Origin of the sequence: Streptomyces sp. DSM 15324 (assembly GCF_001514285.1) — a bacterium.
Lineage (GTDB): Bacteria > Actinomycetota > Actinomycetes > Streptomycetales > Streptomycetaceae > Streptomyces.
Map to the genome: position 1 here is coordinate 457419 of NZ_KQ949026.1, position 20143 is coordinate 477561.

Sequence of the window (20143 nt, forward strand, 5' to 3'; positions counted from 1 at the left end):
TCCAGGGCGGGGTGGCGCAGCGGGGAACGCGCGGGGAGATGAAGGGAATGCGTGGGCCCGGAGCGGGGGACGGGAACAAGCCATCGCACGGACGGCGGGAACACCCGGCGGAACACGGGCGCGTCAAGGCTCCGGGAGAGGTCAGCGACAGCTGGCCGTGGTCGACCGGAGCAAATCCACGTACAGCCGCCGCACGAGCAGCAGCGTCTTCATAGGGAGATCATGAGAACGTTTTCAGCCACCCGTCAAAGAGATGAACACCAAATCTCACCATTCGGGACAACGATTACGTCACAGGCGGTTCGTCCCCGGTCGGGCGTTACCATCGGCGGACCGGCACCCCTCCCGGCACGTGAGGCCCCGATGACGACACCCTGCGCGAACGCGCTGCGCATGCCCGGCATGTGGCGCTGTCCCGGCGCGGCGTGTCGCGGCTGAGTGACGCTCCACCGCCGCCGCCCTCCTCTCGCCTCCGACCGAAGAACGCGTCCGATTCCGTCTCGGTATCCGGACATCCCTTCCAGACTCCTGGAGTTGCCCCCATGACGCTGCTGACGAGCTGGGCCGAGTCCGGCCCGCAGACCCTGCTCCGCCGTACCTCCGACCCCGCCGAGATCGCCGAGGCCCTCAAGCCGCTGGGCGTGCGCTACGAGCAGTGGCCGATCCGCGAGGACGTCCCCTTCGACGCCGACAGCGAGACCGTGTTCGCCGCGTACGGACCGGAGATCGAGAAGCTGAACGCGCAGGAGGGCTTCACCACCGTCGACGTCCTCGGTCTGCACCCGGGCGACGACCCCGAGTACCCGGCGAAGGCGAAGGCCGCCCGCGAGAAGTTCCTCCAGGAGCACACGCACGACGACGATGACGAGGTCCGCTTCTTCGTCTCCGGCTCCGGCATCTTCTATCTGCACGTGAACGGCGAGGTGCACGCGGTCTACTGCGAGAAGGGCGACCTGCTGGGCGTGCCGCGCGGCACCACCCACTGGTTCGACATGGGCACGCGGCCGTCCTTCACCGCCATCCGCTTCTTCCACGAGGAGGACGGCTGGATCGGCAACTTCACCGGTTCCCCGATCTCCGCGCGCTTCCCGGACTACGACACGATCGCCGCCGGGTACGCGGCAGACAAGGGTGCCGCGTGACCCTGCCCGACCCGCGCTTCGACGTGGCCGCCGTGGTGCTCGACATCGAGGGCACGACGAGCGCCACGGGCTTCGTCGTCGACGTGCTGTACCCGTACTCGCGCGCCCGGTTCGCCGAGCTGCTCACCCAGCGTTCCGCCGAGCCCGCAGTGGCGCGGGCGATCGCCCAGGTGCGGGAGCTGACCGGGGAGCCGGACGCCGACGCGGCCGCGGTCGTCGACACGCTGAACGCCTGGCTGGACGACGACCGCAAGGCGACCCCGCTGAAGACCCTTCAGGGCATCGTCTGGTCGGAGGGGTTCGCCCGCGGCGACCTCGTCTCGCACTTCTACGACGACGTCGTCCCCGCACTGCGCGCCTGGCACACGGCGGGGCTGCGGCTGTACGTCTACTCCTCCGGCTCGGTGGCGGCGCAGCGGGCGTGGTTCACCCACAGCCCGCAGGGCGACCTCACACCGCTCGTGTCGGGGCTGTACGACACCGAGAACGCGGGGCCCAAGCAGGAGCCGGCGTCGTACCGCCGGATCGCGGAGGCGACCGGGACCGCCCCGCACCGTCTGCTGTTCCTCTCCGACCGGCCGGGCGAACTGGACGCGGCCCGCGAGGCCGGCTGGCACACCGTCGGGATCCGGCGGCCCGGGGAGCCGTACTACGAGCAGGGCGTCGGCGACCACGCGCAGGCGGGGACGTTCGACGAGATCACCGTTGCGAGGAGCACCACGTGAGCACCGACATCTCCGCACTCGACCTGGAAGAGGCGGGCGCGGTCCTGGCCGCCGAGTCCGCCCGGTTCGCCTCCTTCGGCTGGATGCGGGGCACGTCGGGGAACCTGTCCGTGGTGCTCTCCCGCGACCCGCTGCGGCTCGCGGTCACCGCGAGCGGCCACGACAAGGGGGAACTGACGCCCGCGGACGTGGTGCTGGTGGACGCTCGCGGGGCGGCGGTGCGGGGCGGCCGGCCGTCCGCCGAGGCCGAGCTGCACGCGCGGGTCGCCGCGCTGACGGGGGCCGGTGCCGTGGTGCACGTGCACACGGTCGCCTCGGTGGCCATGGGGCGGCGTGAGCCGGGCGGGATCGTCTTCCGGGACGTCGAGATGCTCAAGGGCGTCGGGCAGCCGGCTCACGACGTGGAGGTGACGCTGCCCGTCATCGCCAACAGCCAGGACATGAAGGTGCTCGGGGACCGCCTGGAGGAGGCGCGCAACCCCCGGATGCCGGCGGTGGTGGTCGCGGGGCACGGCCTGTACGTGTGGGGCGCCGACCCCCGTCAGGCCCGGCATCACACCGAAGTCGTCGAGTGGCTGCTGGAGTTGGAGCTGTCGCAGCGCTGACGCGGTGCGCGCGGCGGAGGGACCCCCACGGCCGGGGTCCCTCCGTCGCGCCTACTTCAGGTGGTCGCCCGGCAGTTCGCCCGCCGCCACGTCCAGCACGCCCCGCTCGGTGACCAGGCCCGTCACCAACCGGGCCGGTGTCACGTCGAAGGCGGGGTTGTGGCCCCGCGAGGCGGCCGGGGCCGTGCGGACCCCGGCCCACTCCAGCACCTCGTCCTCGCCGCGCAGTTCGATGTGGATGGCGTCGCCGTCCGGGGTGGCGAGGTCCACCGTGGTCGTCGGTGCCGCCACCAGGAACGGGATGCCCGCGTCGGCGCAGGCGAGGGCGATACCCACGGTGCCGACCTTGTTGGCGGTGTCGCCGTTGGCGGCGATGCGGTCGGCGCCGACGATCGCCGCGTCGACCTCGCCGCGCAGGATGGTGCCGGCGGCGGCCCCGTCGGCCTGGACGTAGTGCGGGATGCCCTCCTGGACCAGTTCCCAGGCGGTGAGGCGGGAGCCCTGGAGGAGGGGCCGGGTCTCGTCGGCGTAGACGACCTCGACGCGGCCGCGGGCGTGGAGTTCGCGGATGACGCCGAGGGCGGTGCCCCACCCGGCGGTGGCGAGGGCTCCGGTGTTGCAGTGGGTGAGGAGCCGCAGCGGCCGGTCCTCGCCGGCCCGCTTCAGCAGCCAGTCCGCGCCGAACGCACCCATCGCGCGGTTGGCCTCGACGTCCTCGCGCTGGACGGCGGCCGCCTCCGCGAGGACCGCGTCGAGGCCCTCGTCGAAGCGGGTCATGACGCGGTCGACGCACACCATGAGGTTCACGGCGGTGGGCCGTGCCGCGCGCACCCGTGCGACGGCCGCGCGCACCTCGGCACCGGTCCAGCCCTCCCGCTGCCCCTGGAGGATCGCGAGAGCGACGCCGTAGGCGCCGGCCGCGCCGATGGCGGGGGCGCCGCGCACGACGAGCCGCCGGATCGCGTCCACCAGGGTATCCACATCGCGGACGTCCACGGTCTCGTTGCGGTGCGGCAGCAGCGTCTGGTCGATGAGCGCGAGGCCGTTTCCGGTCCAGGCGACCGCGCGCAGTTCCTGGGGCATAGCGGGACACTCCTGATGATCCGGTGGTGCCCGCCACCGTACATGACCTGGGAGAACCAGCGTTCGAAAGCGGTCGCCGACCTGGGGCTTCCCGTCCGGTGGCTCCCCGGTGACGCGGCGCCGGGCCCATAATGGCCTGAGACGTCCGATGTCTGGAACCGGTCGGCATCCGAGCCGGTCGGGGACGAGAGGGAGGTTGGTCGTGGCCGTCACCGACGAGGCGATCGAGAAGATCAAGGGCATGATCGTCTCGGGTGCGCTGCGCCCGGGCGACCGGCTCCCGAAGGAGAGCGAGCTGGCCGCCGAACTGGGGCTGTCGCGCAACTCCCTGCGGGAGGCGGTGCGTGCCCTGTCGCTCATCCGGATCCTGGACGTGCGCCAGGGCGACGGCACCTATGTGACCAGCCTCGATCCCCAACTGCTGCTGGAGGCGCTGTCGTTCGTCGTCGACTTCCATCGCGACGACACGGTCCTGGAGTTCCTCGCGGTGCGCCGCATCCTGGAACCGGCCGCGACCGCGATGGCCGCGCTGCGCGTCAGCGAGCAGCAACTGGACGCGCTCGAAGCCCAGTTGGACAGACTGGGGGACGCGCCGTCGGTGGAGGAGATCGTCGCCGCCGACCTGGAGTTCCACCGGGGCATCGTGCAGAGCGCGGGGAACTCGGTGCTGTGCTCCCTGCTCGAAGGGCTGTCGGGGCCGACCACCCGGGCCCGGATCTGGCGGGGGCTGACCCAGGAGGACGCGGTCGCCGGGACCCTGCGCGAGCACCGCGCGATCCTGGCGGCGCTGCGGGACCGGGACGCGGAGGCGGCGCGGTCCTGGGCGACCGTGCACATCGCCAGCGTGGAGCAGTGGCTGCGGTCGAGCCTCTGAGGCCACCGCCCGGGACTGCCGGGGTGTTCGAGCAGGGTGAACGGGGCAGTGATCCGTTCACTCCCCCGTGCAAGGGGGCTGCGGGCGCCCCCGCGGAACGCCGTAAGGTTGGGTGGTCAGGCGAGGGCACGTCGGAAGGAGGCGCTGGGTGATCGAGCTCGAGGGGGTTCCCGAGCTGATCGACCCGGTCATGGTGGCCGCGTTCGAGGGCTGGAACGATGCCGGCGACGCCGCCTCCACCGCGGTCGCGCACCTGGAGCGGGAGTGGAAGGGGGAGGTCTTCGCGGCGCTGGACGCCGAGGACTACTACGACTTCCAGGTGAACCGCCCCACGGTGTTCATGGACGGCGGCGTGCGCAAGATCACGTGGCCCACGACAAGGTTGTCCGTGGTGCGGGTCGGCGGCGACAAGCCGCGGGACCTGGTGCTGGTGCGCGGTATCGAACCGTCCATGCGCTGGCGCTCGTTCTGCAACGAGCTGCTCGGCTTCGCGCACGAACTGGGCGTGGAGCTGGTGGTCATCCTGGGCGCCCTGCTCGGGGACACCCCGCACACCCGTCCGGTCCCGATCAGCGGGACGACGTCCGACGCCGATCTGGCGCGGCGGATGGACCTGGAGGAGACCAAGTACGAGGGCCCGACGGGCATCGTCGGCGTGCTCCAGGAGGCGTGCACGCACGCGGGCGTGCCGGCGGTCTCGCTCTGGGCGGCCGTGCCGCACTACGTCTCCCAGCCGCCGAACCCGAAGGCGACGCTGGCCCTGCTCAACCGGCTCGAGGACCTGATCGACGTGCGGATCCCGCTGGGCGAGCTGCCCGAGGACGCGCGGGCGTGGCAGGTGGGCGTGGACCAGCTGGCGGCGGAGGACAGCGAGGTCGCGGAGTACGTCCAGACGCTGGAGGAGGCCCGCGACACGGCGGAGCTGCCGGAGGCGTCGGGCGAGGCGATCGCCCGTGAGTTCGAGCGCTATCTGCGGCGCCGGGACGGCGGGGGCCCGCCGGACCCCGGCGAGCGGACCCGTCCTCCGAAGCCGCCCCGGCCGAGCGGGGAGACCGGCGAGCCGGGTGAGTCCACCGAGTCGGGCGCTTCAGGTGGGTCGGGTGAGTCCGGTGAGTCCGCCGAGCCGGGCGACGAGGATTCGTCGGAGGACTGACCGGCGGATCGGCGGATCGGCGGATCGGGGCGGTACGGATCGGGGCGGTGCGTTTCCCTCAACGCACCGCCCCTTCGTCATGCCGGGACGGCGACGTCGCGTACGTCGTCTCGGGCGGCGGCGTCGGCGTCGGCGGAGTCCGGGAGTCCCCCACGCCGGCCGAGCGGCAGGGCGTACCGGACCGGCGCCCGGGTCGCGGCGGGCGACGAACAGCCGCCCCTCGTCGTCGGGTTCGAGGCCGAGGAGGGGGTGCCGGGGCTCGTGGAGATGAGGGCGCGCACGCGCCGGTGCGCAGGTCGGCGCGGTAGAGGGAGCCGTCGCCGAGGCGGTCGAGGTATGCGGTGGGGAGGGCGAGCAGCCTGCGCCGGGAGGCAGTTGGCCGGTCCGGCGATCAGCTGCCGCCTCACCGCAGCACAGGGGCCCTTCGCCGGGCGAACCGGTGAAGGGCCCCTGGCGGGCGATCGGCGGCGCCGCCTACAGCGCGACGCCGAGCAGGGCGTCGACGGCCCGGGAGACGACTCCGGGGGCGCTGATGTCCGTGCCGCCCCGCTCCTCCTGGAGGGCGGCCCAGCGGTCGACGGCGGCCAGCGCGGCCGGGGCGTCGAGGTCGTGCGCGAGGGCCTCACGGATCTCGTCCACCAGCGCCTCGGCGGGCGGTCCGTCGGGGCGGGACACGGCGGCGCGCCAGCGGCCGAGGCGGGCGACGGCGTCCGCGAGGACCTGGTCCGTCCACTCCCAGTCGGCCCGGTAGTGGTGGGCGAGGAGGGAGAGGCGGATCGCGGCGGGGTCGACGCCGTCCCGGCGGAGCTGCGAGACGAAGACGAGGTTGCCCTTGGACTTGGACATCTTCTCGCCGTGCAGGGCCACCATGCCGGCGTGGACGTAGGCCTTGGCCATGGGGAACTCGCCGGTGAGCACCTGGGCGTGCGAGGCGCCCATCTCGTGGTGCGGGAAGGCGAGGTCGGAGCCGCCGCCCTGGACGTCGAAGGTCATGCCCAGGTGGTCCAGCGCGATGGCGACGCACTCGATGTGCCAGCCGGGGCGGCCGCGGCCGAGGGAGCCGCCGTCCCAGCTGGGCTCGCCCTCGCGGGCGGCCATCCAGAGCATCGGGTCGAGGGGGTTCTTCTTGCCCGGGCGGTCCGGGTCGCCGCCGCGCTCGGCGGACAGCAGCCGCATGGCGGCGGCGTCGAGGTTCGAGACCCCGCCGAAGTGGGGGTCGGACTCGACGGAGAAGTAGATGTCGCCGTCGAGCTCGTAGGCGGCGCCCGCGTCGCGGAGCCGTTCGACGAGCGGGACGATACCGGGTATCGCCTCGACGGCGCCTATGTAGTGCTGCGGGGGGAGCATCCGCAGGGCGGTCATGTCCTCGCGGAAGAGAGCGGTCTCCTTCTCGGCGAGGGCGACCCAGTCGACGCCGTCGCGCTCGGCGCGCTCCAGGAGCGGGTCGTCGACGTCGGTGACGTTCTGGACGTACTGAACCTGCCGCTTGGTGTCGAGCCACACGCGCTGGACGAGGTCGAACGCGTTGTAGGTCGCCGCGTGTCCCAGGTGGGTCGCGTCGTACGGCGTGATGCCGCAGACGTAGAGACGGGCGACGGGACCGGGGTCAAGGGTGACCAGACCACCGGTCGCGGTGTCGTGGATCCTCAGGTCGCGGCCCTGACCAGGCAGGGCGGGGACCTCGGAAGCGGGCCAGGCATGCATGTCATGAGCGTAACCCGGACGGATGTTGTGCATACGCGCCGGAGCGGGCCGGATGACCGGGAAGGCGCTCTTGCGCGTTTCCGCCCCGTGTGCAGACGGCACGCGTCAGGACCGTCACACCGGTGGCCAGGGGATGGCGGGCCACTCGCCCCCGGGCTCGGGATGTCTGCCGCTCTGCAGGAGCCCGTCGACCCGCGCGCGCGTGGCGTCCAGCTCCGCCGCGGTGATGAGCGGGGTCAGGGTGCCGGTGAGCGCCCCGGAGGGCTCCAGAGCGGCCTTGAGGCCCTGGAGGACGTCCACCGCCTCCGCGGTCAGGGGCTCCCCCGCCCAGCCCCACAGGAGGGTGCGCAGCTTGTTCTCGGTGTTGAAGGTCACTCCGTGGTCGATGCCGTAGAGCCGGCCGTCGGCGGTGGGCAGGAGGTGGCCGCCCTTGCGGTCGGCGTTGTTGATCACCGCGTCGAGGACGGCGAGGCGCCGCAGCCGCTCGTCGTCGGCGTGCACCAGCAGCGCGGTGCGGCCCTCGCCGACCTCGGCGAAGCCGATCGCCTTCCAGCCCGGCTCGGGTTCCTCGCCGTCGACCAGGGCGAGCAGCTCGGCCTCGGGGGCCACCTCGATCCACAGCTGGCACATGCCCTCGCCGTACGGCCCCTCGCGCAGCACGGTGGGCGGTACGAGGCCCCAGCCGGTCGCCTCGGAGACCTCGTAGGCGGCGACCTCGCGCCGGGCGAGGTTGCCGTCGGGGAAGTCCCACAGGGGCCGCTCGCCGGCGACGGGCTTGTAGACGCAGAAGGCCTCGCGGTCCTCGTGGGCGACGGTGCAGTACAGGGCGGCGTTGGACGCGTCGCGGATGCGGCCCCGTACGGTCAGCTCGCCCCGGGCGAGGAGGCCGGCGAAGGCCGGGTCGGTGGTCGTCACGCCCCGCGGCGGTATCCGTTCTGGCGCGGACATACGTGTCCTTCCGGGTCGAGCGGCAGGCTGCACAGCGGGCACGGCGGCCGGCCGGCGTTGACGACGTCGAGGGCGCGCTTGGCGAAGGCTCGCGCCTGCGCGCCGGTGAGCCGGACCCGCAGCATCGGGGGCCCGTTCTCCTCGTCCTGGAGGAGCCGTTCCTCGGCCTCGGCGAGATCCTCCTCGGAGTCGGCCTCGAGCTCCACGAGGGCCTGCGCCTCGACGATCATGCGCTGTTCCTCGCCGTCCCAGGCGAGGGCCATGGTGCCGACCCGGAACTCCTCCTCGACGGGGGCGTCGAGGGGGGCGGTGTCGGCGTTCTCGGCGGGCGCCACGGCGGGCACCGAGGCGCTTCCGCCGCTACGGCGTACGACCTCGTCCAGTAGCTCGTCCATGCGCTCGGCGAGCGCGGCGACCTGGGTCTTCTCCAGGGCCACGCTGGTCACCCGGGCACCGGAGGTGGCCTGGAGGAAGAAGGTACGGCGCCCGGGCAGTCCGACCGTACCGGCCACGAAGCGGTCCGGTGGGTCGTAGAGGAACACCTGACGGGACACGTCCTGTCTCCATGGGAGTCGTGGGTTCGGGAACGTCCATGCGTGTACGCGTGTGTGGACCGCTTCACCCTACTGCGGCCGACGATCACGGTGCGCCCGCGCCGCCCCCGACCGTCGCGTCGCCGCTCGGGGGTTCCTCGCGCGGCGCCAGGGAGGCGAAGTCGCCGGTGTCGCCGAGGCGTACGAGAAAGGGGCGCAGCCGGGTGTAACGGATCGCGGTGATGGAACACGGTTCGACGGAGATCCGCTGGAAGAGGTCGAGATGGAGTCCGAGGGCGTCCGCCACGAGGGACTTGATGATGTCGCCGTGCGAGCACATCAGGTAGACGGCGTCGGCGCCGTGGTCGCGCTCCACGCGCGCGTTCCACTCGCGGACGGCCTCGGCGGCGCGGGTCTGCATGGCGCGCATGGACTCACCGCCGGGGAAGGCGGCCGCGGACGGGTGCGCCTGGACGACCTCCATCAGGGGCTCGTCCTTCAGCTCGGCGAGCTTGCGCCCGGACCAGTCGCCGTAGTGGGCCTCCCCGATCCGCTCGTCGGTGTGGACGGGCAGGGCGGGGCGGGCGTCGAGGAGGGGCCGGATCGTCTCCTGGCAGCGTTGCAGGGGGCTCGTGACGACCTCGGCGAGCGGCAGCCCCTCCAGCCTGCCGGGCAGCGCGGCGGCCTGCGCGGCCCCGCGCTCGTCGAGCGCGACACCGGGCGTCCAGCCCGCGAGCACTGCGGAGGTGTTGGCGGTCGAACGTCCGTGCCGGACAAGGATCAGCGTGGGCATGCGGCCCAGCGTAGGCACACGCACGCGTGCGCCGGGCGGCGGACGAAGGGAGAATACGCTCCGTGATCGTCGACTGCGGGGTCTACCGCGACGGGCGCCGGGCGGAGGGGCCGGAGGATCTCTCCGACGCCCTGGCCGAGGCGCGTGCCTCAGACGGTTTCGTGTGGATCGGGCTGTACGAGCCGACCGAGGACGAGTTCGAGCACGTCACGGCGGAGTTCGGGTTGCATCCGCTGGCCGTGGAGGACGCCCTCAACGCGCATCAGCGGCCCAAGCTGGAGGTCTACGACGACTCGCTGTTCCAGGTGTTCAAGCCGGTCGTGTACGAGCCCGAGGGCGACACCGTCTCCTCCGGCGAGATCATGGTCTTCCTCGGCGACGCCTTCGTGGTGACGGTCCGGCACGGCGAGGGCTCACCCCTGGGCGCCGTGCGGCGGCGGCTGGAGAACGAGCCGGAGATCCTCGCCAAGGGGCCCACGGCGGTGCTGTACGCGATCGCGGACGCGGTCGTGGACCACTACCTGGAGGTGGTGACCGAGCTCGGCACCGACCTGGAGGAGCTGGAGGCGGAGGTGTTCTCCCCGACGGGCGACGGCTCGCGGCACACCGCGTCGCGGATCTACGGCTTCAAGCGGCAGCTGCTGGAGTTCCGCCGCGCCTGTGTCCCCCTGGTGCCGCCCATGACCCGCCTGGCGGACACCGGCGGCCCGGGTTCCGGGCTGCCCTTCGTCAACGCGAAGGCCCGGCCGTTCTTCCGGGACGTCAGCGACCACCTCACGCGCGTGAACGAGTCCTTGGAGGGCCTGGACCGGCTGGTCTCCGACATCCTCAGCGCTCATCTGGCGCAGACGAGCGTCCGCCAGAACGACGACATGCGGAAGATCTCCGCGTGGGCGGCGATGGCGGCCGTACCCACGATGATCGCCGGGATCTACGGGATGAACTTCGACCACATGCCGGAGCTGCACTGGCTGTGGTCGTACCCGGCGGTGATCGCGCTGATGGCGGCCCTGGAGGCGGTGCTGTACCGGCTGTTCAAGCGGCGGGGCTGGCTGTAGCCCCTGCCCCGGAGGGCCTGGGCCCGCCGGGGCTCAGGCGTACTCCGGGGCGGGGGTGGCGGGTCCGCCGAGGGCGTCGCGGTGCGTGGGGATCTCCAGGGACACCATCCGCCGCCAGCCCGCGAACCGCTCCCAGGCGTACAGGCCGTGGACACCGGCCGCGAGGACCGCGGACTTGGCCTTCGGCCAGCCGAGGATGCGGCCCATGTGCGCCATGACGGCGAGGCTGACGTCCCGGTAGACCCGGATCTCGGCGAGCGCGCACGCGCGCAGGGTGCGCTGGATGGCGCGGCCGTGACCGGCGTGGGCGAGGCGCAGCAGTTCCTCGTGGCAGTAGGCGAGGTGGTTGCCCTCGTCGTCGGAGATCATCCTGACCGCGCGGCCGATGGCGGGGTGGTCGGCGAAGTAACGGCGCAGCAGGTCCATCTGTTCGGAGGCGCGCTGCTCGGTGACCCGGCTGTGGGCGAGGTAGGTGACGATGTCCTCGACGGTCAGCGGCCGGTCGGCGCGCAGTCGTTCGTGGGCGAGGCCGATGCCGTTGCGCTCCAGGAGCATCGTGTAGTCGGTCTCCGGCGGCACCGGGACGGGGTGGACGCCGCGCTTCTTCATCAGGGCGTTGAAGATGCGGCCGTGCTTGTCCTCGTCGGCGCCGTGGCGGGCGATCTTGGGGGCGAGGCCGCGCTGGTCGGGTGGGACGAGCGCGGCGATCCGGGCGTTCTCCCAGCCGCCCTGCGACTCCCCGCCGGCGGCGATGGAGCAGAACAGGGCGAACGACTCGTCGTTGTCGAGGATCTCCTGGAACAGACTCTTGGCCGAAAGCATGCACATGAGTCAAATGCGGGACGAACCGGGCCGCAACAGATGGGGGACGGGGACTCGGCCGAAAGGATGAGGGCCACGGCGCGCCGCGAGGCGTAACCGCGCGCGCTCCGGGGCGTTGTTCTCCGTGACGGCCGTGGCGGGGAAGACCCCCGAGCCCCCACCACGGCCGCGGTAACTTCCGGGTGTCCCGGCGCGGGAACCCTTAGGCCAGACCGGCCAGCTCCAGCGCCCGAGAACCCGCGCGCAGCGAGGCGAGGCGCTCCTCCAGGGTGAAGCCCGCGGGGGCGAGGGTCAGGGTGGTGACGCCGGCCGCCGCGTAGGCCTTCATCCGGTCGGCGATCCGCTCCACCGAGCCGAGCAGCGTGGTGCGGTCGATCAGGTCGTGCGGGATCGCGGCGGCGGCGCCCTGCTTGTCGCCGGCGAGGTACTTGTCCTGGACCTCGGCGGCCGCCGCCTCGTAGCCCATGCGCTGGGCGAGCTGGTTGTAGAAGTTCTGCTTGCGGCTGCCCATCCCGCCGACGTACAGGGCGGTGTAGGGGCGGAAGGTGTCGGCGAGCTTCTCGACGTCCTTGTCCTCGCCGACGGCGAGCGGCAGCGTCGGACAGACGTCGAAGCCCTCCAGGGTCTTGCCGGCCTTCTCGCGCCCGGCCCGGATGTGCCGGAGCGCGGTGTCCTCGATGTGGTCGGCGGAGGGGAAGATCAGCAGCGCGCCGTCGGCGATCTCACCGGTCTGCTCGAGGTTCTTCGGGCCGATGGCGGCGATGTACAGCGGGATGTGCTCGCGCTCGGGGTGCACGGTCAGCTTGATCGGCTTGCCGGGGCCGCCGGGCAGCGGCAGCGTCCAGTGCTCGCCCTCGTACGACAGCCGCTCGCGCGTCATCGCCTTGCGGACGATCTCGACGTACTCACGGGTGCGGGAGAGCGGCTTGTCGAACTTGACGCCGTACCAGCCCTCGGAGACCTGCGGGCCGGAGACGCCGAGGCCGAGGCGGAACCGGCCGCCGGAGAGGGAGTCGAGGGTGGCGGCGGTCATCGCGGTCATCGCGGGCTGGCGCGCCGGGATCTGGAAGATGGCCGAGCCGACGTCGATCCGCTCGGTCTTGGCGGCCACCCAGCTCAATACGGTGGCGGCGTCCGAGCCGTAGGCCTCCGCGGCCCAGCAGACGGCGTAGCCGAGGCGGTCGGCCTCCTGGGCGACGGCCAGGTTGTCCGCGTCCATTCCGGCACCCCAGTAGCCGAGGTTGATCCCGAGCTGCATGGCCGATTCCCCTTACTGATCAGTAACGACGCTGTCGTGCCGACCTTAGCGCGGGGGACCGGGGGTGGGGAGCCCGGTGTGGTGAGCGTCGCCCGCCGCGCGGCGCGAGGGGGTGGGGCGGGTGCGCCGTGGCGGGGAGCCGGCGGGATGACGCGCGGAGATTCCGTTGTCCACAGGCAACCCACGGCCCAGTTCTGGCCAGTAATGTCGGCGTTCATGGAGCAGAGGCATCTCGGCCGCACCGGCCTGCGTGTGTCCCGCATCGGGCTCGGCACCCTGACCTGGGGGCGCGACACCGACGAGCACGACGCCGCGGACCTCGTGAAGACGTTCTGGGAGGCGGGCGGCACCCTCGTCGACACGGCGGACGTGTACGGCGACGGAGAGGCCGAGTACCTCCTGGGACGGCTCATAGACGGCCTGGTGCCCCGCCGTGACCTGATCATCTCCACCAAGGCGGGCAGCGTGCCGGACCCCGACCGGCGCTTCGACGGCTCGCGGGGCCACCTCCTCGCCGCCCTGGACGCCTCCCTCGCCCGGCTGGGCACGGACCACGTCGACATCTGGCACGTGCACGCCTTCGACCCGGACACCCCGCTGGAGGAGACGCTCCAGGCCCTCGACATCGCCGTCGCCAGCGGCCGCGCCCGCTACGCCGGGGTGTCCAACTTCTGCGGCTGGCAGCTCGCCAAGGCCGCCACCTGGCAGCTCGCCGCACCCGGCGTCCGCACCCGGCTCGCCAGTACGCAGATGGAGTACTCGCTCCTCCAGCGCGGCGTGGAGCGCGAGGTGCTGCCGGCCGCGCTCGACCTGGGCATCGGGCTGCTGCCGTCCTCGCCGCTCGGCCGGGGCGTCCTCACCGGCAAGTACCGGGGCGACGCCCTGCCGCCCGACTCGCGCGCCGCCTCCGAGCACTTCGCGCCCTTCGTCGAGCCGTACCTGGACGACACCGCGAGCCGTATCGTCGACGCCGTGACCACCGCGGCGGACGGGCTCGCGGTCACCCCGCTCCAGGTCGCCCTGGCCTGGGTCCGCGACCGGCCCGGCGTGGCCGCCCCCGTGGTCGGCGCGCGCAACGCGCAGCAGCTCACGGCGGCGTTGTCAGTGGAGGCCCTTACGCTTCCTGACGAGATCTGCCGGGCCCTCGACGACGTGTCGGCGCCCGTGCACCGCTATCCCGATCACGACTGGAGCACGCTGTGAGCACGGAACCGGATTCCTCGGACGACACCGAGAACACCGGGCCGGGGACACCGGACGGTGACGACAGCACCCCGGCCGCGAGCGGGGGCGAGACCGAGAAGGAGACGGCGACCGAGACCGAGACCGAGGAGACCGGCGCGGGCCCGGCCGCCGAGGGCGGGACCGCCGACACCGAGGGTGCCGAGGGCGGGGCCGCCGCGCAGGTCAGTGAGGCACAGGCCGAGCTGGCCGCGCAGAAGCTGGAGCGGGAGCGGATCGAGCGGCGCAAGGCGGAGAAGGCGGGCCCCATCGACAGCGGGGCCAAGCTCAGCGGCCGGGCCGCCGACCTGCTCGCGGCGGTCCGGGCCGTGGAGGGCGGGGCGACACCCGCCGCCACCGTCTTCAGCGCGCCGGAACCCCCGCGCCGCCCCGCCACCCCGGACCCCGTACCGCGCCCGCAGCCGGCGTCGCCCGCCGGGGCACCGGCCGCTCCCCCGGCCCCCGCCCGGGAGACCGTCGCGGCCGTGCGGCGCGTGCTGTCCGACGGCGGTGCCCCCGAGGCGCTCGCCCCGCAGGTCGCGGGAGCGCTCGGCGAGGGCGCCGAGGACCTGCTGCGGGCGGACCCCTGGCACCTGCTGCGGGTCGCCGGCGTACGGCCGGAGCAGGCCGACGGGTTCGCCCGGGCCCTGCTCGGCGCGGAGTGCGCCCCCGACGACGAGCGGCGGGGCCGCGCGCTGACGGTCTGGCTCCTGGAACAGGCGGCCCTCGCCGGTCACACCGCGCTGGAGCTCCCGGCGCTCACCGCGGCCCTCGCCCAGCGGTCCGTGCCGGACGCCGACGAGGCCGTGCAGAGCGCGCTGGCGGAGGGCGATGCGCTCGCCTTCCAGGACCCGGAGGCCGAGACCTCGGCGAACGCGGCGCACTCCGGGGACGCCGAGAGCGACGACGAGGAGGCGGAGGCGGAGGGCGACCGTCCGGTCCGTGTCCTGGTCGGCCTGGAGCGGTACGCGCTCGCGGAGGAGAGCCTCGCCGACGGCCTGGCCCGGATCGTGAACTCCCTGGCCAAGGAGACCGCCTCGGAGGCCGGGTGGGAGTCGGCCGCCGCCTCGGCGTCCGGCAGCGCCGCCGAGCTGATCCGGGCCGTCGCCGGGCACGGCCTGGTGCTGCACACCGGCGGCGAGACGGCCCGCGCCGAACCGGCCGCGCTGCTCACCGCCGCCCGCTCCCTCGGCCTGCGCGCGGTTGCGGCCTGCCACACCGCGGACGGCCGGGACCGCATCGCGGCACGGGCCGGCGCGGCGGACCTCGCCGTCACCGTCCACGGACTGCTCGCGGGCGCCGAGGGCCCCGGCCGGGACGCCGACGGGGCGCTCGCCCTGGACCTGCTGATCGTGACGGACGCGCCCCGGCTCGACGTGGAGAGCGCCGCGATGGTGGTCGAGTCGCTGCCGGACGGCGCCCGGCTGGTGCTCAGCGGTGATCCGGCGGAGGTGTGGTCGGCCGGTCCGGGCCGGGTCTTCGCCGATCTGCTCGCCGCCCGGGTGTGCCCGCAGGTCGCCTCACGCACCCCCGACCCCGGTCCGCTCGGCGAACTGCTCTCCGGGATCGGCGTGGGCGAGCTCAACCAGGTCGAGGCGCCCGGCAAGGAGCTGGTGATCGTCCCCGTTCGGGACGCGGCCGAGGCCGTGCACCGCACCCTGCAACTCGTGCTGGAGTCCGTGCCGAGGGCCTTCGGCGTCGAGCCGGGCCGGACGGTGGTGATCACCCCGGGCCATGGCGGCGCGGCCGGCACCCGCGCGCTCAACGCCGCGCTCAAGGAGCGCCTCAACCCCGGCCCCGGCCGCTTCGGCGGCTTCGACCCCGGGGACGTGGTCGCCCACTCCCCCGCGCCGGGGCGGACCCTGCTGGGGCGGGTGGAGAAGGCCGACGCGGACGGGCTGCACCTGTCCTGCGCGGGCGCCCCCGTCGTCGTAGCGAAGGAGCGGGTGGAGCAGTCCGTGCGGCACGGCTGGGCGCTGACCGCGCACCAGGCGGTGGGCGGCCGGTGGCCGGCGGCCGTCGTGGTGCTGCCCGGCGACGCCGCACAGGCCCTGTCCCGGCCGTGGGTGTACACGGCGTTCGGGCGGGCGGAGCGGCATCTGTCCGTGGTGCACGGTGTCGAGCAGGCCCTGGCGCGGGCGGTCGCCGAGGTCCCGGCCAGACCGCGGACGACCCGGCTGCCGGTCCTGCTGCGCACCCAGGTGCCACCGGCCGGCTGACCGTCCCGGCACGCGCACACGAGCGGCGGCCGGACCGGGGTCTCCCCCGGCCCGGCCGCCGCTCGTGTCCCGTCGTCGCGCCGCCCGCGGGCGGCGGCCGCCTAGCGCCGGTCGGCGTCCAGCGGCTCCAGGTCGTCCACGTCCTCGCCGTCCTCGCCGTCCTCCTGGTCGTCGAGTTCGTCCAGCTCGGCCGCGAGATCCTCGTCGTCCTCGTCGTCCTCGTCGAGATCGTCGAAGACCGCGCTCACGTCGAACCGGCAGACCACCCGCTGCGGATCGGCCTGGTCGAACGGGGCCTCCAGCCACTCGCCCGGTTCGGCAGGTTCGTCGGCGGCGAGCACCCACAGCGTGGAGTCGCCTTCCTCCAGGCCGAACTCCTTGTGCCGGGAGGCGATCTCGTCGGGTTCGAACTCGCCGAACAGGATGCCCAGGGCCCCGTGCACGGTGCCCGCGCCCTCCGTGCCCTCGTCGTCCGCCGCCTCGATCCGCTGGGCCTGGGCGAGCAACCGCTGCGGCTCCGCGACGGCGTAGTCCCGGCGGATCAGCACGCTGACCGCGTTCGGCTCCTCGGGCCCGGTGTACGGGGGCAGGGAGTCGTCCGCGCCGGGGATCTCGAAGGGGGTGACCTCGTCGTAGCGGTCGTAGAGCAGTTCGTCGTAGACCTCGGCGGCCGCGGCCAGCTCGTTGAACGCCTCGTAGACGGCCGGGTCGTCCTCCCCCGACCTGCGTTCGACCGCGGCCAGATGGCGGTCGAGCGCGGTCTTGACCGCCTCGGCGGCGGCGCGTACCTCGGCAGCGGTGGGCTGCGCAGCATCAGACATAGTGCAGACGCTATCCGTACGAGGCCCCAGCCCGCACAATAGATGCGATGCCGGAATACGAATTTGTCGACGTGTACGTGCCGCGCGGGGTCTCCCGCAAGGAGGCGACGCGTCTGCTGACCGACCATGCCGAGTACGGACACTGGGAGTTGGACCGCCTGAGCCTGATGCGTGACGGCAGTCGCCGAGTGCGGCTGCGCCGACGGATCATCCGCCAGGTACGTGCCACATGGTGAAGTGAGCGACACAGACGGAGCGGGCCCCGCCGAGGCGGGGCCCGCTCCGTCGTCCGGCCTCGGGGGAGGTCACCCGAAGGTGCGCGCCTTGCGGTAGAGCAGCGCTCCGGCGAGGAGCGCGCCCGCGCCGGCCGGCAGGGCGAGGCCGAGCGGGACCTCGCTTCCGGTCTCGGCGAGCTGGGCGCCGCTGGCGGCGGTACCGGTGGTGCCGGTGGGCCGGTGGTCGGTCACCGAGTGGGCCGGGGTGCCGCGGCCCGGGGTGGACGGCACGGCCTCGGGCCCGGAGGGGGTGGACCCGTGGCCGACCGGCTTGCCGGGGGTGTGCTGACCCGGGTGGCCCGGCGTCTCGTGGCCGCGGTCCGGCGGAGTGCCGTATCCGTGGCCGCCGCCGGTGTCGCAGCCGTTGCCGTAGGACGGGTTGAGGATCCCGACGGCGTCGACGCTGTTGCCGCACACGTTCACCGGGACGTCGATCGGGGCCTGGACGTGGTTGCCGGATCCGACGCCGGGCGAGCCACCGGTGTGACCGCCCGCCTGTGCGCCCCCGGAGCCCGGGTACGCGCCGTAGCCGCCGCCGTGACCACCGTCCCCGCCCTGACCTCCGTGACCGCCCCAGTGACCTCCCCCGTTGCCGCTGTGACCGCCGCCGCCGTGGTTGCCGCCGCCGTAGGCGTGGTCGCTGTCGCCGTAGCCGCCCGGGGCGCGGTGGCGGCCACCCTGGGTGGTGCAGGAGTTGCCGAACGCCGGGTTGAGGAGCCCGACGAGGTCGATGGTGTTGCCGCACACGTTGACGGGGACGTTCACCGGCGCCTGCACCGTGTTGCCGGACGCGACGCCGGGCGAGTCGGTGGCGAAGCCGTGCGCGCCCGTGTCGGCGTGCGCGTAGCCGCCGGCGGCGGCGATCACCCCCGTGGCCGCCGCCACGGTCATGAGGCTTTTACGGGTGACCTGTCGCATTGCTGTTTCCCTGCTTTCGATCTCGTCCTCGGCCCGAATTCCCGCATCATTCCACTACCCGGGATATTTCTTGGGGACATTCGGGCCGTTCGAATTCTTCGGCCATTCCTTCGGAAAAGACCGGTAGGCCCCGGAGCGCAGGGTGCGCTCCGGGGCCGACGGTGTGGACGACCCCTCAGCGGGTCGACGTCACTTGTTGATGCAGACGTTGCCGAAGGCGGGGTTCAGCAGCCCGATCACCGAGATCGTGTTGCCGCAGACGTTCACCGGGACGTGCACCGGAACCTGGATCACGTTGCCGGAAGCGACACCCGGGGAGTGCACCGCGGCACCCTGGGCACCGGCATCGGCGACGGCCAGGCCCGCGCCCGCGAGAACCAGCCCACCAGTGGCAGCCGCAGCAGCGACGACCTTCTTGATCATTATTCCTCCTTGTTGGCAAAAGCGATCCTCAGCAGCGGACCGCATCACCAGTAACGAGGGGGAATTAATGAGGCTACGCGCTTATCGGCGCATTCACTCTTCTCAGCAGCTCCCGCACGTGCGCGCGATTTTCAGGACGCGTCGATGAACCGGTCGAGCACCCGCACGCCGAACTTCAGCCCGTCCACCGGCACCCGCTCGTCGACGCCGTGGAACATGCCCGCGAAGTCCAGCTCCGGGGGCAGCTTCAGCGGCGCGAAACCGAAGCCGCGGATGCCGAGGTCGTCGAAGGACTTGGCGTCGGTGCCGCCGGAGAGCATGTAGGGGACCGCCTTCGCGGCCGGGTCCTCGGCGAGCAGCGCCGACTGCATCGCCTCGACGAGCGCCCCGTCGAAGGAGGTTTCCAGCGCCTTGTCGGAGTGCACGTCCTCACGCCGTACGTTCGGGCCGAGCAGGCGGTCGAGATCGGCGAGGAACTCCTCCTCGTACCCGGGCAGGAAGCGGCCGTCGACGTGCGCGGTCGCCTCGCCCGGGATCACGTTGACCTTGTAGCCGGCGCCGAGCTGGGTGGGGTTGGCGGTGTTGCTGAGGGTCGCGCCGATCAGCTTGGCGATGCCGCCGAGCCGGGCGAGGGTGGACTGCATGTCCTCGGGGTCCAGCTCCGTGCCGAGGGCGTCGCCGAGCTCGTCGAGGAAGGCGCGGGTGGTCTTGGTGACCCGGACCGGGAAGGTGTGCCGGCCGAGCCGGGCGACCGCCTCGGACAGCTCGGTGATCGCGTTGTCCTTGTGGATCATCGAGCCGTGCCCGGCGGTGCCGGCGACGGTCAGCTTCATCCAGTGCATGCCCTTCTCGGCCGTCTGGATCAGATAGAGCCGCCGCTCCTCGCTCACGGTGAACGAGAAGCCGCCGACCTCGCTGATCGCCTCGGTGACGCCGTCGAACAGCCCCCGGTGGTGGTCGACGAGGTGGCGGGCGCCGTACAGGCCGCCGGCCTCCTCGTCGGCGAGGAACGCGAGGACGATGTCCCGGGGCGGCTTGCGCCCGGAGCGCATCCGGTCGCGCACGACCGCCAGGGTCATCGCGTCCATGTCCTTCATGTCGACCGCGCCGCGGCCCCATACACAGCCGTCCGTGACCTCCCCGGAGAAGGGGTGGTGGGTCCAGTCGACCGCGTTGGCCGGGACGACGTCGAGGTGGCCGTGGATGAGCAGTGCGGGCCGGGACGGGTCCTCGCCCTCGATACGGGCCACGGTGGAGGCGCGTCCCGGGTGCGACTCGAAGATCTGCGGCTCGAGGCCGACCTCGGCGAGCTTCTCGGCGACCCACTCGGCCGCCTTGCGCTCACCCGGGCCCGAGTGGTCGCCGTAGTTGCTGGTGTCGATCCGGATGAGGTCGCGGCAGAGGTCCACGACCTCGTCCTCGCCGGTGACGTTCCTGGCCGTGTCGCTCACGCTGCTTCCTCCCGCTGTCCTGGCCGGTTCCCCCACATCCTCCCTCCCGGTGCGGCCCCCGCCCAAGACCGGTCCCGGCCCGTCACACTCCGTTCACATGGACCGACGCCTCCCGTC

The 20143-nt window shown here is 73.0% G+C and carries 21 protein-coding genes; 9 read left to right on the forward strand and 12 right to left on the reverse strand.

Annotated features, from left to right (window positions below; genetic code table 11):
• Positions 1–542: 542 nt before the first annotated feature.
• Genes AQJ58_RS16075 through mtnB form a run of 3 tightly spaced genes read left to right on the forward strand, consistent with a single transcriptional unit; the run spans position 543 to position 2472 of the window.
• Entirely contained in the window at positions 543–1142 is a 600-nt protein-coding gene (locus tag AQJ58_RS16075) for a 1,2-dihydroxy-3-keto-5-methylthiopentene dioxygenase (protein WP_067250557.1), read from the forward strand.
• The gene (mtnC, locus tag AQJ58_RS16080; protein ID WP_067250559.1) at positions 1139–1867 is read left to right on the forward strand and encodes an acireductone synthase; all 729 of its coding nucleotides are present in this window, start codon (positions 1139–1141) and stop codon (positions 1865–1867) included. Before AQJ58_RS16075 ends, mtnC begins: the two co-directional genes overlap by 4 nt.
• Positions 1864–2472: a methylthioribulose 1-phosphate dehydratase gene (mtnB, locus tag AQJ58_RS16085; protein ID WP_067250561.1), complete on the forward strand. Its 609-nt coding sequence runs from the start codon at positions 1864–1866 to the stop codon at positions 2470–2472. Before mtnC ends, mtnB begins: the two co-directional genes overlap by 4 nt.
• Before the next feature lie 51 nt (positions 2473–2523).
• Here mtnB and mtnA read toward each other — a convergent pair whose 3' ends face one another.
• Complete coding sequence (gene mtnA / locus AQJ58_RS16090) at positions 2524–3555, reverse strand: S-methyl-5-thioribose-1-phosphate isomerase (protein ID WP_067250564.1); 1032 nt, start codon at positions 3553–3555, stop codon at positions 2524–2526.
• Between the two features lie 202 nt (positions 3556–3757).
• Between mtnA and AQJ58_RS16095 the strand changes: the two genes are divergently transcribed.
• Both AQJ58_RS16095 and AQJ58_RS16100 read left to right on the forward strand, forming a co-directional pair.
• The gene (locus tag AQJ58_RS16095) at positions 3758–4429 is read left to right on the forward strand and encodes a FadR/GntR family transcriptional regulator (protein WP_067250568.1); all 672 of its coding nucleotides are present in this window, start codon (positions 3758–3760) and stop codon (positions 4427–4429) included.
• Between the two features lie 148 nt (positions 4430–4577).
• The gene (locus tag AQJ58_RS16100) at positions 4578–5582 is read left to right on the forward strand and encodes a PAC2 family protein (RefSeq protein WP_079078955.1); all 1005 of its coding nucleotides are present in this window, start codon (positions 4578–4580) and stop codon (positions 5580–5582) included.
• A gap of 77 nt (positions 5583–5659) precedes the next feature.
• On the opposite strand, the gene AQJ58_RS16105 is transcribed toward AQJ58_RS16100, so the two are convergent.
• The 5 genes from AQJ58_RS16105 to AQJ58_RS16125 all read right to left on the reverse strand — a co-directional run bounded on the left by AQJ58_RS16105 (position 5660) and on the right by AQJ58_RS16125 (position 9560).
• The gene (locus tag AQJ58_RS16105) at positions 5660–5863 is read right to left on the reverse strand and encodes a hypothetical protein (protein ID WP_067250570.1); all 204 of its coding nucleotides are present in this window, start codon (positions 5861–5863) and stop codon (positions 5660–5662) included.
• 193 nt (positions 5864–6056) lie between these two features.
• Positions 6057–7286 (reverse strand): cysteine--1-D-myo-inosityl 2-amino-2-deoxy-alpha-D-glucopyranoside ligase, encoded by a 1230-nt coding sequence (mshC, locus tag AQJ58_RS16110; protein WP_067250572.1) that lies wholly within the window; start codon positions 7284–7286, stop codon positions 6057–6059.
• 114 nt (positions 7287–7400) lie between these two features.
• The gene (locus AQJ58_RS16115) at positions 7401–8234 is read right to left on the reverse strand and encodes an SCO1664 family protein (protein WP_199844596.1); all 834 of its coding nucleotides are present in this window, start codon (positions 8232–8234) and stop codon (positions 7401–7403) included.
• Positions 8198–8788, reverse strand: coding sequence for a DUF3090 domain-containing protein (locus AQJ58_RS16120; RefSeq protein ID WP_067250577.1), 591 nt, complete (start codon positions 8786–8788; stop codon positions 8198–8200). Before AQJ58_RS16120 ends, AQJ58_RS16115 begins: the two co-directional genes overlap by 37 nt.
• A gap of 85 nt (positions 8789–8873) precedes the next feature.
• Entirely contained in the window at positions 8874–9560 is a 687-nt protein-coding gene (locus AQJ58_RS16125; RefSeq protein ID WP_067250580.1) for a histidine phosphatase family protein, read from the reverse strand.
• Between the two features lie 62 nt (positions 9561–9622).
• On the opposite strand from AQJ58_RS16125, the gene corA reads away from it, so the two are divergent.
• Positions 9623–10618, forward strand: coding sequence for a magnesium/cobalt transporter CorA (corA, locus tag AQJ58_RS16130; protein ID WP_067250583.1), 996 nt, complete (start codon positions 9623–9625; stop codon positions 10616–10618).
• Positions 10619–10651: 33 nt separating this feature from the next.
• Here corA and AQJ58_RS16135 read toward each other — a convergent pair whose 3' ends face one another.
• A complete protein-coding gene (locus tag AQJ58_RS16135) occupies positions 10652–11440 on the reverse strand; it encodes a ferritin-like domain-containing protein (protein ID WP_067250586.1) in 789 nt (262 codons plus the stop codon).
• A 202-nt stretch (positions 11441–11642) separates the two neighbouring features.
• Entirely contained in the window at positions 11643–12698 is a 1056-nt protein-coding gene (locus AQJ58_RS16140) for an LLM class F420-dependent oxidoreductase (RefSeq protein WP_067250589.1), read from the reverse strand.
• Between the two features lie 216 nt (positions 12699–12914).
• Here AQJ58_RS16140 and AQJ58_RS16145 point away from each other — a divergent pair, with 216 nt between their 5' ends.
• Positions 12915–13901, forward strand: coding sequence for an aldo/keto reductase (locus AQJ58_RS16145; protein ID WP_067250592.1), 987 nt, complete (start codon positions 12915–12917; stop codon positions 13899–13901).
• A complete protein-coding gene (locus AQJ58_RS16150) occupies positions 13898–16138 on the forward strand; it encodes a helix-hairpin-helix domain-containing protein (protein WP_067250595.1) in 2241 nt (746 codons plus the stop codon). Before AQJ58_RS16145 ends, AQJ58_RS16150 begins: the two co-directional genes overlap by 4 nt.
• A 101-nt stretch (positions 16139–16239) precedes the next feature.
• On the opposite strand, the gene AQJ58_RS16155 is transcribed toward AQJ58_RS16150, so the two are convergent.
• Entirely contained in the window at positions 16240–16959 is a 720-nt protein-coding gene (locus AQJ58_RS16155; RefSeq protein ID WP_067250597.1) for a hypothetical protein, read from the reverse strand.
• 47 nt (positions 16960–17006) lie between these two features.
• On the opposite strand from AQJ58_RS16155, the gene AQJ58_RS16160 reads away from it, so the two are divergent.
• Positions 17007–17195: a DUF5703 family protein gene (locus AQJ58_RS16160; RefSeq protein WP_046732800.1), complete on the forward strand. Its 189-nt coding sequence runs from the start codon at positions 17007–17009 to the stop codon at positions 17193–17195.
• 69 nt (positions 17196–17264) lie between these two features.
• Here the strand turns inward: AQJ58_RS16160 and AQJ58_RS45640 are convergent, their stop codons facing one another.
• The 3 genes from AQJ58_RS45640 to AQJ58_RS16175 all read right to left on the reverse strand — a co-directional run bounded on the left by AQJ58_RS45640 (position 17265) and on the right by AQJ58_RS16175 (position 20062).
• Positions 17265–18152 (reverse strand): chaplin, encoded by an 888-nt coding sequence (locus AQJ58_RS45640; protein WP_067250600.1) that lies wholly within the window; start codon positions 18150–18152, stop codon positions 17265–17267.
• Positions 18153–18341: 189 nt separating this feature from the next.
• Positions 18342–18575 carry a chaplin ChpH gene (gene chpH, locus AQJ58_RS16170; RefSeq protein WP_055638647.1) on the reverse strand — a complete coding sequence of 78 codons (234 nt, stop codon included), beginning with the start codon at positions 18573–18575 and terminating at the stop codon, positions 18342–18344.
• A gap of 131 nt (positions 18576–18706) precedes the next feature.
• Positions 18707–20062: a M20/M25/M40 family metallo-hydrolase gene (locus AQJ58_RS16175; RefSeq protein ID WP_067250602.1), complete on the reverse strand. Its 1356-nt coding sequence runs from the start codon at positions 20060–20062 to the stop codon at positions 18707–18709.
• Between the last annotated feature and the right edge of the window lie 81 nt (positions 20063–20143).

Bases quoted from the DNA above. Each gene is read 5' to 3' on its own strand.
- AQJ58_RS16075 (WP_067250557.1), top strand. From the start codon at position 543: ATGACGCTGCTGACGAGCTGGGCCGAGTCCGGCCCGCAGACCCTGCTC.
- mtnA (WP_067250564.1), bottom strand. From the start codon at position 3,555: ATGCCCCAGGAACTGCGCGCGGTCGCCTGGACCGGAAACGGCCTCGCG.
- mshC (WP_067250572.1), bottom strand. From the start codon at position 7,286: ATGCATGCCTGGCCCGCTTCCGAGGTCCCCGCCCTGCCTGGTCAGGGC.
- AQJ58_RS16115 (WP_199844596.1), bottom strand. From the start codon at position 8,234: ATGTCCGCGCCAGAACGGATACCGCCGCGGGGCGTGACGACCACCGAC.
- AQJ58_RS16125 (WP_067250580.1), bottom strand. From the start codon at position 9,560: ATGCCCACGCTGATCCTTGTCCGGCACGGACGTTCGACCGCCAACACC.
- AQJ58_RS16135 (WP_067250586.1), bottom strand. From the start codon at position 11,440: ATGCTTTCGGCCAAGAGTCTGTTCCAGGAGATCCTCGACAACGACGAG.
- AQJ58_RS16140 (WP_067250589.1), bottom strand. From the start codon at position 12,698: ATGCAGCTCGGGATCAACCTCGGCTACTGGGGTGCCGGAATGGACGCG.
- AQJ58_RS16145 (WP_067250592.1), top strand. From the start codon at position 12,915: ATGGAGCAGAGGCATCTCGGCCGCACCGGCCTGCGTGTGTCCCGCATC.
- AQJ58_RS16155 (WP_067250597.1), bottom strand. From the start codon at position 16,959: ATGTCTGATGCTGCGCAGCCCACCGCTGCCGAGGTACGCGCCGCCGCC.
- AQJ58_RS16160 (WP_046732800.1), top strand. From the start codon at position 17,007: ATGCCGGAATACGAATTTGTCGACGTGTACGTGCCGCGCGGGGTCTCC.
- AQJ58_RS45640 (WP_067250600.1), bottom strand. From the start codon at position 18,152: ATGCGACAGGTCACCCGTAAAAGCCTCATGACCGTGGCGGCGGCCACG.
- chpH (WP_055638647.1), bottom strand. From the start codon at position 18,575: ATGATCAAGAAGGTCGTCGCTGCTGCGGCTGCCACTGGTGGGCTGGTT.